The organism is Sphingomonas sp. H160509, assembly GCF_024124765.2.
Classification (GTDB): Bacteria; Pseudomonadota; Alphaproteobacteria; order Sphingomonadales; family Sphingomonadaceae; genus Sphingomonas.
The window spans coordinates 41,544-55,193 of the sequence record NZ_JAMXSR020000004.1 but is presented as its reverse complement, the minus strand read 5'-3'; the positions used below and the strand labels follow the sequence as shown (position 1 = coordinate 55,193).

The window sequence follows — 13,650 nt, the reverse complement described above, 5'->3', positions numbered from 1 at the left end:
GGGTTATAGTGCGGATGGGAGCGTGGTTTGCGGGTTCCATAAACGTTGCATAGTACGTCGCGTGGCGGAGCGCGACGCTTACTGGTCGACATCACGGGAACGAGCGCCTTACTATGTAGGGTCGTCACGATCCCGGGAGCACGTCCACCATGTTCAAACCAAGTTTCACCACATTGTGCTTGCTCGCCACAGCAACTCTCGGCCTATCCGCGTGCGGCAAGGGAAACAATGCCACCACCGGTGCGGCCGATGTCACTGCCAACCACGCCGGCCCGGCCAGCACATCGGATGCACCGGCGGTCGCCGCGCTCAATATCTCGCAAGGGCCGGACGTGTGTTTCCGTGCGATCGCCAAGCATCTCGGCCCAGATGCCAAGGTATCGGAGATCAACTCCTTTTTCAGCTCAGGCAAAGATATCGACAGCAGCGACGACGAACCGCAAGGCCAGCTGACTGTCTGTTCGGTTCAGTATCAGGATCCGGCTGATCCGCGAAAGCTGCTCGGTACGTCCCTAAACGTGCGGACGGGCGAGTTCGCGGCGCCGAGCCCGGTCGACATTACCGTCAGCGGGGGTGATGCGGCCGCGTTCAAGCTGGCGGATTATGTTACCCCGCTCGCGCAGGTGAACGCCGCTGGCCTTGCGCCGTTCATGGCGGCTCAGAAGGATGCCATGAGTAAGATCTACAGCCGCTTCGCGTGGTCGGGCGTGCGGCTGATGTCGCCGGGCGCGTTCAACAACGTCCATGTGCTGCGGCTCGATATCGACGGCCGGCTCGCCACTAACGACATCAAGGAAACCGGCTACGCCGAGTTTGCCACAGACGGTAAAACGCTGAAGTCCAACGAATTGAAGCCATAACCAACAATGAACGTTACCGCTACGGCATCATTTAATAAACGCATGACGTTAAAATACCGACACTCAATATTGTAAGGGGGTAAATCATGCAAAATAACAATAAATTTACATTCGCAATGTCGCCGTTTTTCGCTGGAGCTTTGATTGTAGGATTGGCAACGCTTCCAGTAGGATCTTCGGCATTTTCGCAAAGTCTAGGCAATTTGTTAGGGTCTGCCAAGAAGGTAGCGCAGGCGGCAACTATCAGTGACGAACAGGTAGTCGCATCGTTCGCACAAATGTCTGCTGAAATGGACCGGCAGAACCCGGTCGCCCCGGCTAAGAGTCCCTATGCCGTCCGCCTGGCCAAACTGACCACGGGAATTACCAGCTACGATGGCCTGAAACTCAACATCAAGCCTTATCTGGTCAAAGACGTGAATGCCTTCGCGATGGGCGATGGGACAGTACGGGTCTATGCCGGACTGATGGACAAGTTTACCGACGATGAAGTGCGCTGCGTGATCGGTCACGAGATCGGGCATGTCAAACTTCAGCATGGCCAGAAGCGTTTGAAGCGTGCGCTTCAACAGGATGCCGCACTGAGTGTGGCGGGAACAGCCAGCAACGGCGCGCGTACGATCGCCAGTTCCGAGCTTGGCGGACTGATCCAGAACGTGGTCAGCGCTCAGTATTCGCAAGGAGCTGAGACCGCGGCTGATGACTACGCTCTGACTTTCATGACCGCCAAGGGATATCGGCAACATGCATGCCCGGCTGCGATGGACAAACTGGCGACACTAGATAGCGGCGGTGGTATCGGACTGCTGAAAACTCATCCCGATCCAGCCAAACGGGCAAAGCGGATGCGCACCAAAATCGCATAATACACTTTATAAAATACGCCGTATCGTACGGCAGCACTGTGTGCTTTCATGACAGGGCCAGTTTGTGATCCGTACGATTGACAAAAGAGACTGCCAGGCGAACTGACACTATTCGTCCGCTGAGATTTCGCGAACGAATAGTGCGATTTGCCTGGCATCCAGTTCCAGCGCAAACAGCTCAGCAGCGAGGGCGGTTTGAGTTGTAGGCTAATCCGAAGCTGCTAGCGGCAGCCCGGCAATCTTCTGGGCCGCATGGAGCAGTTCGACCGGCAGCATGGCAATGATCGTACTGTTGTGCTCGACCCCGATTTCGGTAAGCGTTTGCAGACGGCGCAGTTCCAGTGCGCCGGGTGCGCTGCCGATCATCGTCGCCGCCTCCGCCAGCTTCTGGGCGGCTTCGTTCTCACCCTCGGCTTTGATGATGCGGGAGCGTTTTTCACGGATAGCCTCGGCTTCGCGGGCAATCGCGCGCTGCATCTGTTCGGGAATGTCAACGTCCTTGAGTTCGACGGCGTCGATCTCGATACCCCAGCGTCCTGCCGCCGCGCTCAGTAGATCCATCAATCGCTTGTTGATGCCAATCCGATCCTTGAGCATCTGATCGAGGTCGCTCTGGCCGATGGCGTCGCGCATGCCCGTTTCCGCCGCCTGGACAACTGCCGCCTGATACTTCTCTACCGAGGTTACAACGCGAGCCGGATCTACGGCGCGATACCAAAGTACCGCGTTGACCCTCACGGCGACGCCGTCGCGCGTAATCGTCTCCTGCGTCTCAAGTTGCACAGTCACGGTGCGAATATCCACCTTTACCACCCGGTCGACAAATGGGATCAGCCAATACCAGCCCGGCCCCTTCGTCGTGCCCAGCCGGCCCAGTCGGAACAGCACGGCGCGTTCGTATTCCTGATTTACGCCGAACGTGCGCAGCACGACCGACAGGATCACGATCAACACGATGGCGGCGACGAGAATTGTTGGCATGCGGTGTTTCGTCCCTGCGCGCTCAGATCGGTCGCGCCTGTTCGATCATGCCGCAGTCCTGATTAGCTTGCCAGTGTTGCCTCCCCCAACGGCCCGCAATTCGGCAGGTGCGCTTGGGCGAGAGATTGTGCAGAACGCGACAATAAAACAGGGGCTCACATGTTCATCATTAGGAGTGGCTGGGGAGCGCTAACGATCCTGAAACTTTATCGCGACAGGCATTTGGGTCTGCATCCGTAGATCGCATTTCGCGCTCACCAATGCCCCGATGCTAAACCCTGCAAACCATGCAAGGACTGCGTCGTGATCTTGCATAGGCCATGGACACGCGGCGGGCATCACCCCGGATGTCTTCCCAGCCAGCAACCCCTGTGCGTGTGCGAGGGCAATCGGGTGCAGAGCGTTGGCCACGCCTAACGAACTATCAAATTCTCTATCGTTTGCAACGATGTAGATCCCCTCAGCCATCTGGCTACAGAAGCAGACGAACATCGCCTATGACGGGGCACACTCCTTGTTCCTCAGTTGGTGGGAATGCCGGTTGTGATGGACGTGTTTGGGGGCTTTGATTTTAACCTGAGCGTACGAGGCTGAGCAATTTCAACCGCCCCCCACTCTCAAGAACGATCGGAAATCGGGAAAGCGAAATGGTTCTCGCAACCGTTCTCGAATTAAAGAAATCACTCGCTAGGCGGCTCCATTACCCGCGCAATTAGTGGGAGCGTCGCCTCAAGTACGATAGGAAGGCATCGGATCAATGACGCTATTGGAGCAATATATCGTCGGCTGGCGGGCGCACGACGTGGATGCGATCCTCGCGACGCTTACCCCGGACTGCGTCGTCATCGAGAGCTTCGGCCCAATCTACCGAGGACACGACTGGGTCGCAAAATGGGTTTCGACATGGCTCGACGAAGACGGCCGGGTCATCGACTGGACAATCCGCGATGTGCGATCCTCAGTCGAGGACGAAACCGCCGAATGGACGTTTCGCTACACGTGGCGTGGGGAGGAAAAGAGCTTCGACGGTGCGACTATTGCGAAGCTGCGCGACGGCAAACTCTCGTACCTGCGTGAGTATGCCACAACGGCGACGCTCTACGACTGGCGCGGTGCATTCAGATGATGGCGTAACAGCACGCCCCAATAACATTCCCGCAAACGAGGCGCGGCCGGGAAAGCGGAACCGTTCCCAAAAGGATCGTGAAACGGGAATTGCAGGCAACAGCGGTTGCCCTGCCGTTTAACCCATGGCTTGCTCTCGCCATTGGCCGCTCCATGCCATAATTCCCGTCTCAAAGGCGATTTGGGATCGGTGTTTATGGTGCGTCTAAGTGTGAACCTAAACAAGGTTGCCCTACTGCGAAACTCGCGGCGAACAGGCGTGCCCGATCTACTGGCCTTTGCTCGCATTGCGCATGAGGCTGGCGCGGACGGGATTACAGTGCATCCGCGCCCCGACCAACGCCATATCCGTGATGACGACGTATCGGCACTCGCGGAGTGGATGAAGCCACTCAGACCGACCTTTGAACTGAATATCGAGGGCTATCCCGATGATCGGCTATTCCGCATCGTGTCTGCTGTGCGGCCTGAGCAATGCACACTCGTTCCTGATCCTCCCTCCGCGTTCACATCGGAGGAGGGCTGGAAGTTTGACGATCGAGATGCAGCAATACGTATCTATAATGACGTCGCCCGCTTCCAGGCGGTCAGCGGACGCGTAATCCTGTTCATTGATCCAGACCCAACGGCAGTACGCGGCCTCATCGAAAGCGGGGCTGATGGCGCGGAAATCTACACCGGCTCCTATGCAGCCGAGCATCGCGCCAATGGTCCCAGTCGTACTCTCGCGGCGGCAGCGTTGGCAGCGCGGGCGGTACATGTTGCCGGGCTGAGGGTGAACGTCGGTCACGACCTCAACCTCACCAATCTACCTGATTTGATCAGCGCTATGCCGCCGATCGCCGAGGCGTCCATCGGCCACGAACTGACGGCAGACGCATTAGTGATGGGGTTCGGACCAGCAGTTGCGGCCTACAAGGCGGCACTCGGCTAGGCGTCTTCCCATTCTCGATTTGGATGGCATTTTGAGGATTGACTAATTCTGATGCTGAGACGGAAGACGTAGTCAGTGCCGGACCGTTAGAGCGGCAGCACGCCGATGATTGGGGCATCTAACCGCTGATGACCTTCGTACCTCTTGTATCGACGCAAGAGGGAATGGCGATGAGCAGCAAGTTCCCGATACGGCCAGCGGGCCTGTTGCTCGTCATGGTACTGGGCGTGCCCGGTGTCGCGGAAGCCCATGTGAAATGGTTCTGCGGACCAATCGATGGTTCGGTACCGCCGCTGCCTGTCGGGCAGGTCCTGACCCCATTGTTCCTTGAACTCTTTGCCATTTTTGTCGGTCTCGTGATGCTTGGCGCCATGCTCGACGCCGTGGCAACGCGGGTAGCAGGAAAACTCGTTGTTGATCCCAAGCGTGCGGGACTTGCGAGTGATCTGATCGTACGGGCGGGCGTGGCAGTCTACGCGCTTTGCCTATGGGGCGATCTTGCCGTCGTGATGTGGGCCGATCCATCGAGCGGATCGCTTCTGACCCCGGACCTGTATGGCGCCGGTCAGGCGGTGGGGTATGTCCAACTGGCGACTGCAGTCGTAGTCCTGATACCACGACTTTCGATTTTCGCGGCAGCGGCCTTAGTCGGCCTGTACCTGATGGGGGTCGCAAAGTTCGGTCTTTTCTACATGATCGACTATCTATTTTTTTATCGGAATTGCAGCGCATCTTGCGCTGGGAAGCCCGATAGCGTCACGTCTAGTGATCAGTCGGTATCGCGTGCCCATCCTCATCGGGTCGTTGAGCCTCAGCTTGATGTGGACGGCAGTGGAGAAGTTTCTGTTTCCGCAGTGGACGATCTCGATACTGGTTTCACACCCGGGTATCACGGCGGGCCAGGCGTTCTCAACGGTTGCCACGATCGCCGGCTTTGTAGAGTTTTCCCTGGCATTCTACCTGCTTGCCGGGCGCGAGATTCTCGGCCGCGTAGGCGCCATGTTGCTGGGGATCGTTTTTGTCGCTGCCATGCCTGAATTCGGCATGCTCGATATCGTCGGCCACATCCCCGTTATCCTTATCCTCGTCATCGCCCTCGTTGCTGGCGAGACTCCGCTCCAGATCATGTGCCGGGGGAGTGATTCCGGCATGCTGATATCGGGATGGAAGGTGGGCCGGGCGTATGTTGGTACGCTCGCGGTGCTCATGCTCTTTTATTACGGTCTCCATGCCCTGTCGGTCTGGACCGTAGCCAAGTCGGGGGCTGGCATCCTCTGAAAACGAGCGGACCTTCCCGACGAAGAACGGTGCCGGTCCGCATATGATCGATCTGACAATGGGCCTTTCAGAACGAAGCGCTGTCTGCCTCGATCGAACTATCCGTCACAGATGGTTTCAACGAAATGATCGAGTTTTTCTGAAGAGCCAAAGGCCGGGATTCAATCGGAGAATTCTGAACAACCCAGGCAGCTGTGGAGCTGCTTGAGGCCACGTCGGATCCAGCTCTTGACCGTACCAACCGGCACGCCGGCCTGAACCGCCACCTCTGTGTAGGTGAGACCATCAAAGAAGGCCCTGGAGATTGCGTCACGGCGGCGAACTTCCAGTTCTTTCATGCACCGCATGAGATAAATATTCTCGTCCTTTGCCAGCAAAGCTGTTTCCGGGTTCGGACGCTCGTCGAACAGGTCGGGCAGTGGCTCGCTCGACGCGCCCGGTCGGATAGCCTGAGCACGGCACCAATCGATGCAACGATTGCGGGTGATGACGCAGAGCCAGGTTATCGGACTGGCTTGCCCGGGCTGCCACGCTCCAGCCCGTTTCCAGATCAGAAGATAGACCTCGTGCAAAACGTCTTCTGCGTTTCCGGTATCACCGCAAATCCGTAGGCATATTCCGAACAGTTTTGCGTTTGTCAGACGATAAAGCTCTTTGAAGGCTTCTCGGTCTTCGCCACCGACGGCAAGCAGGGTTAGCGCCAGATGCTGTCGTGCGGCATCAGAACCGGTATCACTGCGCTCACGGTTCAGCGCCGGCATACGGACAGTCCATCCGCTTGGTCAGGAGCCGTTGGTCCGCCAATTGTGAAGAGATCTACCGGGTATGGCGCATTTCTACTCATCAGCTGTTTGCGCCATTTTTGCGACTTCAAGACAACTCGCCAGATGCGCACCGACCACCGCCTGGCTTCCTTCATCAGCGATCGCCAAGGCATGGCTGATGGCGGCGATCAGCCTGACCAGATGCTCTTGGGGTGTTTCAAAGGCGATCACGCAGACCCATCCTTGGCCAAGCCGTTGATCTTCTTGAGATACCCGTCGGCTCTGGCGAGGTGAGCCAAGCGTGCCGCAGTGTTGCTGGCCGCTTCGGCTTGTTCCCTGGCTCTTTCCTCGCGTTGGATAAGGTCGTTGAGTTCATTGAATTCGGCCATGCGCGTGCTCCCGGTACCGGTAAGCGGGAGCGCTACAGCGTCTCTCAGTCGCCGCCATGCCGTTGGCTAGTCACAGCGATGTTCGGTGCCCTAGATTAATTTTTTCCCGCAAGATACAAATCGATAGCTCACGCTGGCGTAGCCGGATCGGGTAGACTTAGGGGTATCTACTTTATCAGAATGACCGCCTGGAAAGGAAAAATTGGGCAGCACCTGGCTGAACGGATGTCCGCTTCTGGAAGATGAAATGGCCTACTGCGACGTCCTAGTGTGGGCAATTCCAACGCCCCCCATTCCCACGAGGGATCGAGTTTCGGGAATGCCCGGGTTGGGGAGGAAAGCGGACGTTCGCCCGATCGCCGCTTCGATTAGTTCTTGGCTGCTGCCAACGTGTGCGCGACCAAGGCGTTCGCGTGACCATGACCCATCCCGTGGTCGGTCTTCAGCATGGCAACCAGATCCATGTGCTTCGCCGGGAGGTTCTGGCGCACCAACGCCTGCCATTCAGCGATCGGGCGACCATACTTCTTCTCGATGGAGGGGAAGTAGGATGAGGGGCCTTTAACCGGTGCATCCGCCATAGCTGCGCAACTCCGACGTGGGTTCTTGCAACATTATCGCTCGCCTCTTCTTGAACCGCAACGGCGGATGGAACGAGGCCTAAATTCACGGACGTCCGCTATTGGGCGATTGTGTTGAAAAGGCCAGCCTTGGTGCGGGGCGGACCCGGGCATAAAACCAAGGCAAGCATTCCTGCCGTCTCAGGCAGGTGCCATCTGCGCCGGCATCGGGATGAGCTTGGCCATCTTGCGGAGGTTCTGGGCAGTGGCAGCGAGGGAGGAACTCATCCTTGGCGCCGTTTGGTCCTCGTAGGCGGAGGCGGCCGAGCTTCAGGATGCGTTTGAGGTGCGCAAAGAGCATCTCAACCTTCTTACGCTCACGACGGGATGTCACATAGGCGTCGGTAGCGGCGATATCGCGCGCCAGATCGCGGGCGCCCTCATGGATGGACCTGGTTACCTTCCGTGCTGGCGTGTTGGGTGTGCAACGTTGCCGCAGGTCGCAGCCCGCGCAGTCCTGCTGGCGGGCGCGGTAGCGGATGAAGCCGTCCTGGCCGACATCGCCGCGGGCTTGCGTGAAGTTGCGGTTGCGGGGACGCAGGCGGTTGCCGGCAGGGCAGACATAGCTGTCGTCGCTCAGGTCATAGCGGAAGTCTGCCCTCTCGAAGGTGCCGTCGCGGCGGACCGACTTGTCGAATACGGGGATGTGCGGGTGGATATCGCGCTCGTGGACGAGCCACGCCAGCATCTCGGCCGAGCCATACCCTGTGTCCGCTGCGAGCCGTTCGGGCCAGACGCCAAACCGGTCCTGCACGCGCTCGATCATCCGTTTGCAGGCGGTCACCTCGGCCTGCCGGATCGCGGTGCTCGCCTCCACGTCCATGATGACGGCATGGTCGAGATCGATGAGGTAGTTGGTCGAGTAGGCGTAATAGGCCTGCCCGCCATGCGCGCAGGTCCAGCGCGACGCCGGATCTGCCGGCGCCAGAAACTTCGGCACGACCGACGTAGCCGCCCCGAATGCGGCATCGTCGAGGACGGCAAGATACTCGCGAACGGCACGATTGTTGGCCTCGGGCGGCAGACCCTCGCTACCCGGGTCTCCGGTCTGACGATTGGCACCGGCCCGGATCAGGCTCGCATCAACAGCGGGGCCTTCGCCACCGACCAGCCCCTCGGCCATGCAGCGCTCGACCGTCGTTTCGAACAGCTTGCGCAGCAGGTCGCTGTCGCGAAAGCGACCATGGCGGTTCTTCGAGAAGGTGGAGTGGTCGGGAACATCTCCTTCAAGCCCCAGCCGGCAGAACCAGCGATAGGCCAGGTTCAGATGCACCTCGTCGCATAGCCGACGCTCGGAACGGATCCCCATGCAGTAGCCGATGATGAGCATGCGGATCATCAACTCAGGGTCGATCGATGGCCGTCCCATCTCGCTGTAGAACGGCTTCAGGTGCTCGCGGATGCTCGACAGATCGACGAACCGGTCGACCGAGCGCAGCATATGATCCGCGGGGACATGTCGCTCCAGACTGAAGCTGTAGAACAGCGCCTCCTGCGCCACCGTCCGCTCGCCCATCATCGGCCTGTCTCCGCTTGCCTGGCGAAGATTGAATCAGACCGACAACACTACTGCAAGCCCGACTTTTTCAACAGAATCGGGCGTTTTGGTACGATGCCGCATTCTCGCGAGGGATCTCAGACCGTGCGAGAACTCGCCGTCACATGAGCACGGACGTCTTTTGTTAAACGGTGGAGCTGGGCGCAAATATTTTTGAGTTACTGCCGTGGTGGCGCTCTGGTGGCGCTGTGGTGGCTTCAAGGGGAAGCCATTGAGCGCTGCGCAGCAGATTTGGCGAGCTTGATCAGGCCTGTACGGCCCTGATCAACCCCGGCACGCCGATGAGGGTAATGGCTCTTCTTAGATTGTAGGCGAGCGCGGTCAGACTGAACTCGGCGCGAACCTTCTCCAGCCCGCGCATCAGGAATGCGCCCTGGTTCATCCATTGCTTGATCGAGCCGAACGGGTGTTCGACCGTCTCGCGGCGAACGGCAAGAATATCAGGGCGCGCAACCAAGCGCGCCGCCATGCGGTCCAGCACCGCCTCGTTTTCCCAACGGTTGATGCGCCGCCAGCGACTGCTGGTACAGTTCAACTTGATTGCGCAGTCCGAACAGGCGGCGGGGTTGGAATATTGGATGTTGGCGTGGCCGCGCGTCACCGCGCGATAGCTGATGTCGAGGGTCCGGCCACCCGGGCAGTGGTACGCGTCCGCCTCGGCATCGTAACGAAAGAGATCCTTAGAGAAACGGCCATTGGCGATGGCGCTGCCCCGTCTCGGCCGGGCGACGAAGGGTGTGATACCATTCGCCTCGCATGCTTCGATGTCCTCGCCTTTGTAATAACCCATGTCGGCGACCACATCGATCTGCTCGACGTCTAGCGCGTCTTTCGCCGCCCCAGCAGTGGGTGCCAGCAGACCCATGTCGGTGCCGGCGTTGGTAACGTGCTGCTCGACGATCAGCTTGTGTTTCGCATCCACCGCTACCTGCGCGTTGTAGCCGACCGTGGTCTTTCGACCCGTGACCATCGCGCGCGCATCGGGGTCGGTTAGCGATATCTGGCTCTCGCCGCTGGCGTTCAGCTCGTGCAGCATCGCCTCCTGGGCCTGACGCCGCTCGCGCACCCTGGCGATCTTCGCGGCCAGTGCCCCGCTGCGGCCAGGCGCATGGCCATCCTCGCCGCGGTCGATGGCGTCCATCTCGGCAATATACCCCTCAAGCCGCTCGTCGGCCGCGGCAATATACCTGGCCAGCTTGTCACGGGAGAAGTTGCGTGCCGGGTTGTTCACCGCCTTCAGCCGCGTGCCGTCCACCGCCAGCAGCTCGCGCCCGAACAGGTCGAGCTTGCGGCATAGGACGACGAAGGCGCGGAACACTGCCTTGAAGGCGCTCCGGTTGTCGCGCCGAAAGTCAGCGATGGTCTTGTAGTCTGGCCGAAGCCCACGCAGCAGCCAGATCAGCTCGAGGTTGCGTGCCGCCTCGGCTTCCAGCCGTCGGCTCGACCGCACCCGGTTGAGATAGCCGTACAGGTACAGCTTGAGCATGTCGCCCGGGTCATAGCCTGGGCGCCCCGTCGCCTTCGGCCGCGACCGATGAAAACCGGCCTCGCCCAGATCGAGGTCATCAACGAACGCGTCTATGAACCGAACCGGACTATCCGCTGCCACATAATCCTCTACCGATGCCGGCAGCAGCAGCGCCTGGTCGCGCGCATGACCCTCGATATATGCCATGATTACAGCATACGCCCGTCAGCAACCTTGTGGAATCACCCAGCGAGTTTTCGCACGGTCTGGATCTAGTTTTGGGAATGCCAGGGTTGGTGGTGTTCTTAATCCGCTATTGGTGCGAACCGTAGCCAAGCCAATTTTCAGAATCGCTTGCGAAGGAAAAACTTTTTCTGACCAACGGGATGGTCGTCTAGCGTGCCGAATACCTCAAAGCCTAACTTCTCATAGAAACCGCGCGCCTGAAACTCGTCGGTGTCAAGCCAAACTCCGACGCAGCCGTTGGCGCGCGCGATCTCCTCGGCCTGCTCCATGAGCGTCCTTCCATGGTTCTCGCCCCGATGCTCTTCCGGAACGGCAAGAAGGTCCACGAACAGCCAATCATAAGCACATTTGCCCCATAGACCGCCGACGTGGTTGCCGGCCTCATCGGCAAGCAAAATGGCGACGGGGTGGAAGCGGGGATCGCCTGCACGCGCCGTGTTGTAGGCGAGAAGCGGTTTAAGAACCGCCTCGCGGTCGGCATCCGACGGGTTGTTGGGAATGACGATGCTCAGGATCATCATGTGATCACACGGTGCAGCCCTTGAACTTCAATGGCAGCTGGCAGGGGATCGGGACGCAGGGCTTTCTCGCAATCTATGGTCACCGCAGAGAGGCTATCCGCCCACTCATCGATCGCCCCGGATGCGACACGCTCAGCCCTTTGCAGCGGCAACACCAGCGTAATGGCCCTAATTGTTACGGGCATCACCACCTTTATGTACGTACGTTATTGACACTCACCGCATATTCCGTATGTACATAAATGCAGCTGGTTATTAGCCGTCTGCATCCTAGCCACGGGAAGGACCCTCGATGACGACGCCATGCAGCCTCCGGGCAAAAAGCCTTAAGGGAATAACTAATGATGCGGTGTACATACGACGCGGTTAAACGTGCGAAGGTACTAGAACGAGGCCTCGACCTTGCGGACGCGGGAAAAGTTTTTGAAGGATTTCATCTTTCCCGACCCGACACGAAACATAGTGACGGCGAAGTTCGGGTAATTACATTGGGAATGCTAGATGACGAGCTGACGCTTGTGGTCTGGACACTCCGCAACGGCGAGCGCCGCATCATAACGATGTGGAAAGCCAATGAGAAAGAGAGACGAAAGTATCACGAACAGCGTGATCGAAGCGGATGACGTCCGCCCAGAGCTGGATGACGTTTGGTTTGAGGAAGCGGATGCTTTCCAAGGGCCTAAACTAGTCCGTCGTGGGCGACCAAAATCCGAGAATCCGAAGCAGCCTGTAACGTTACGGTTGGATCGCGACTTAGTCGAATGGTTCAAAAGTGGAGGTGCCGGCTGGCAAACTCGTATTAACAACCAACTCAGGGAGGCCGCTGGCATTTAGCTTGCGGCCTTTTTGGATCCAGCGCTGCATGTCTGGGAGCGCACGCAATTCGCACACCGATGGCGTACGCCTGCCAATGACCCCTTTCCCAAATAGGAACGAATTTTCGGAATGTTAGGGTTGAGAAGTAAAGCGGAAGAGCTGCTTCTCGAGTCAGAGCAGCCACTTAGGCAAGCTGCAGACGGCAGCGCACAGATCTTCATCCGGCTATCATGACGACGACAGACAAAACTTAGCATGGCCGTTAGACAATAAAATCACGGAACCGGTAATGACAGAGACGCAGGGCGATCTGCTAGATAGTGCCATCGTCCTCCTCAGTACCGCCCTTCTGCTGGTTGCGGTGCACCGAGCTAGCTTGTCGTCCCCACGACCGAATGGCAGGTGGCTAGTAGTGACCAGCATTTTACTGTCCATACTCGGCGTTGCCACGGTGATTCTGACCTAACGGCGCGCTTCATGTACCGCACCCTTCCGTCCGTCGCGGCATCGACAGCAGATGGGCGCGCGCGGTTTCATACTACCCTTTGGCGGGTCGGAAACACTGGCCCACGTATGGTCATCCGGTCAGCCGGATATGGCCGCTGCAGAGCCAGGACGTCGTCATAGCTACCGGTCAGCCAACGCTCGTGGTCATCCGGCCGCAGGATCGTGATCATCGCCTTAGGATGGATCGGCGCCACCAACTCGTTCGGATCGCATGTAAGCATCGCAAACCATCGCTTGGCGCCCAGCTGCTGCCACACACCGGCTACTGCAAAAACCTCTTGATCGGTCACGCCAAACCACATCTCGCCCTTTACCGGCCGCCCTTCTCCCACCTTGAAGCTCTCGGGCGTCCACTCACAAAATTCGGTGAGTGGTATCAGGCATCGGCCCTCGGGCTTCTCGAGCCGCGGCCGCCAGCGCTTGAGGTCACGGACATTTGTGATTGGGTAGGCCGAACCATTGCCGACAAGATCCCAGCTCATAACGTCCAAGCCGTTGGCCTTGCCATCGCGCCGAACTGCATACGCCCGACCGCGCGGCACTAGTTCGACCGGGTTGAAACGGTTGTCCACTGGTTTCTCGGCGAGCCACTTTGCACCGAATCGTTCGATGATAGTCTCCGGCTCGTCGTCGAACCTCGCTAGGTTACACAATATTCAAGACTGCTTATTCCACGTCTGCTTCACCGTCATCAACGTCGTGTTAGCAAAACAGGAG

15 protein-coding genes and 1 pseudogene are annotated in these 13,650 nt (G+C 58.6%); 7 read left to right on the top strand and 9 right to left on the bottom strand.

The genetic code is table 11. The features are described 5' to 3' along the window. Positions 1-179 precede the first annotated feature (179 nt). Both NHF48_RS23450 and NHF48_RS23445 read left to right on the top strand, forming a co-directional pair. Entirely contained in the window at positions 180-860 is a 681-nt protein-coding gene (locus NHF48_RS23450) for a hypothetical protein (protein WP_263817131.1), read from the top strand. Between the two features lie 86 nt (positions 861-946). Beyond that, positions 947-1,726 (top strand): M48 family metallopeptidase, encoded by a 780-nt coding sequence (locus tag NHF48_RS23445; RefSeq protein ID WP_253072814.1) that lies wholly within the window; start codon positions 947-949, stop codon positions 1,724-1,726. Positions 1,727-1,933: 207 nt separating this feature from the next. Here NHF48_RS23445 and NHF48_RS23440 read toward each other — a convergent pair whose 3' ends face one another. After that, the gene (locus tag NHF48_RS23440; protein ID WP_253072813.1) at positions 1,934-2,707 is read right to left on the bottom strand and encodes a slipin family protein; all 774 of its coding nucleotides are present in this window, start codon (positions 2,705-2,707) and stop codon (positions 1,934-1,936) included. Between the two features lie 757 nt (positions 2,708-3,464). Here NHF48_RS23440 and NHF48_RS23435 point away from each other — a divergent pair. The 3 genes from NHF48_RS23435 (at position 3,465) to NHF48_RS23425 (ending at position 6,044) form a co-directional block, all read left to right on the top strand. Beyond that, the gene (locus NHF48_RS23435) at positions 3,465-3,833 is read left to right on the top strand and encodes a nuclear transport factor 2 family protein (protein ID WP_253072812.1); all 369 of its coding nucleotides are present in this window, start codon (positions 3,465-3,467) and stop codon (positions 3,831-3,833) included. Positions 3,834-4,028: 195 nt separating this feature from the next. Continuing rightward, entirely contained in the window at positions 4,029-4,766 is a 738-nt protein-coding gene (locus NHF48_RS23430) for a pyridoxine 5'-phosphate synthase (protein WP_253072811.1), read from the top strand. A gap of 783 nt (positions 4,767-5,549) precedes the next feature. Next, the gene (locus tag NHF48_RS23425) at positions 5,550-6,044 is read left to right on the top strand and encodes a hypothetical protein (RefSeq protein WP_263817129.1); all 495 of its coding nucleotides are present in this window, start codon (positions 5,550-5,552) and stop codon (positions 6,042-6,044) included. 161 nt (positions 6,045-6,205) lie between these two features. Here the strand turns inward: NHF48_RS23425 and NHF48_RS23420 are convergent, their stop codons facing one another. The 7 genes and pseudogenes from NHF48_RS23420 to NHF48_RS23390 all read right to left on the bottom strand — a co-directional run bounded on the left by NHF48_RS23420 (position 6,206) and on the right by NHF48_RS23390 (position 11,607). Beyond that, entirely contained in the window at positions 6,206-6,805 is a 600-nt protein-coding gene (locus NHF48_RS23420; protein WP_253072808.1) for a sigma-70 family RNA polymerase sigma factor, read from the bottom strand. A gap of 75 nt (positions 6,806-6,880) precedes the next feature. Beyond that, positions 6,881-7,039, bottom strand: a complete 159-nt coding sequence (locus NHF48_RS23415; protein ID WP_253072807.1) for a hypothetical protein — start codon at positions 7,037-7,039, stop codon at positions 6,881-6,883. Beyond that, the gene (locus tag NHF48_RS23410) at positions 7,036-7,197 is read right to left on the bottom strand and encodes a hypothetical protein (RefSeq protein WP_253072806.1); all 162 of its coding nucleotides are present in this window, start codon (positions 7,195-7,197) and stop codon (positions 7,036-7,038) included. Before NHF48_RS23410 ends, NHF48_RS23415 begins: the two co-directional genes overlap by 4 nt. Positions 7,198-7,565: 368 nt before the next feature. Beyond that, the gene (locus tag NHF48_RS23405; protein ID WP_253069721.1) at positions 7,566-7,778 is read right to left on the bottom strand and encodes a DUF4287 domain-containing protein; all 213 of its coding nucleotides are present in this window, start codon (positions 7,776-7,778) and stop codon (positions 7,566-7,568) included. 180 nt (positions 7,779-7,958) lie between these two features. Further along, positions 7,959-9,336 (bottom strand): annotated as a pseudogene (locus tag NHF48_RS23400) (transposase). A gap of 283 nt (positions 9,337-9,619) precedes the next feature. Continuing rightward, positions 9,620-11,050, bottom strand: coding sequence for an IS1182 family transposase (locus NHF48_RS23395; protein ID WP_253070079.1), 1,431 nt, complete (start codon positions 11,048-11,050; stop codon positions 9,620-9,622). Positions 11,051-11,187: 137 nt separating this feature from the next. Continuing rightward, positions 11,188-11,607 (bottom strand): GNAT family N-acetyltransferase, encoded by a 420-nt coding sequence (locus NHF48_RS23390; RefSeq protein ID WP_253072839.1) that lies wholly within the window; start codon positions 11,605-11,607, stop codon positions 11,188-11,190. Between the two features lie 344 nt (positions 11,608-11,951). On the opposite strand from NHF48_RS23390, the gene NHF48_RS26380 reads away from it, so the two are divergent. Beyond that, on the top strand, positions 11,952-12,233 hold the full coding sequence (locus NHF48_RS26380) for a BrnT family toxin (protein WP_446741244.1): 282 nt from the start codon (positions 11,952-11,954) through the stop codon (positions 12,231-12,233). Beyond that, the gene (locus NHF48_RS23385) at positions 12,184-12,444 is read left to right on the top strand and encodes a BrnA antitoxin family protein (protein WP_253072805.1); all 261 of its coding nucleotides are present in this window, start codon (positions 12,184-12,186) and stop codon (positions 12,442-12,444) included. The genes NHF48_RS26380 and NHF48_RS23385 overlap by 50 nt, the downstream gene beginning before the upstream one ends. Before the next feature lie 515 nt (positions 12,445-12,959). Here NHF48_RS23385 and NHF48_RS23380 read toward each other — a convergent pair. Then, positions 12,960-13,586 carry an SOS response-associated peptidase family protein gene (locus tag NHF48_RS23380; RefSeq protein WP_253072804.1) on the bottom strand — a complete coding sequence of 209 codons (627 nt, stop codon included), beginning with the start codon at positions 13,584-13,586 and terminating at the stop codon, positions 12,960-12,962. Between the last annotated feature and the right edge of the window lie 64 nt (positions 13,587-13,650).

Bases quoted from the DNA above. Each gene is read 5' to 3' on its own strand.
- NHF48_RS23420 (WP_253072808.1), bottom strand. From the start codon at position 6,805: ATGCCGGCGCTGAACCGTGAGCGCAGTGATACCGGTTCTGATGCCGCA.
- NHF48_RS23395 (WP_253070079.1), bottom strand. From the start codon at position 11,050: ATGGCATATATCGAGGGTCATGCGCGCGACCAGGCGCTGCTGCTGCCG.
- NHF48_RS23410 (WP_253072806.1), bottom strand. From the start codon at position 7,197: ATGGCCGAATTCAATGAACTCAACGACCTTATCCAACGCGAGGAAAGA.
- NHF48_RS23445 (WP_253072814.1), top strand. From the start codon at position 947: ATGCAAAATAACAATAAATTTACATTCGCAATGTCGCCGTTTTTCGCT.
- NHF48_RS26380 (WP_446741244.1), top strand. From the start codon at position 11,952: ATGATGCGGTGTACATACGACGCGGTTAAACGTGCGAAGGTACTAGAA.
- NHF48_RS23390 (WP_253072839.1), bottom strand. From the start codon at position 11,607: ATGATCCTGAGCATCGTCATTCCCAACAACCCGTCGGATGCCGACCGC.
- NHF48_RS23435 (WP_253072812.1), top strand. From the start codon at position 3,465: ATGACGCTATTGGAGCAATATATCGTCGGCTGGCGGGCGCACGACGTG.
- NHF48_RS23440 (WP_253072813.1), bottom strand. From the start codon at position 2,707: ATGCCAACAATTCTCGTCGCCGCCATCGTGTTGATCGTGATCCTGTCG.
- NHF48_RS23405 (WP_253069721.1), bottom strand. From the start codon at position 7,778: ATGGCGGATGCACCGGTTAAAGGCCCCTCATCCTACTTCCCCTCCATC.
- NHF48_RS23385 (WP_253072805.1), top strand. From the start codon at position 12,184: ATGAGAAAGAGAGACGAAAGTATCACGAACAGCGTGATCGAAGCGGAT.
- NHF48_RS23430 (WP_253072811.1), top strand. From the start codon at position 4,029: ATGGTGCGTCTAAGTGTGAACCTAAACAAGGTTGCCCTACTGCGAAAC.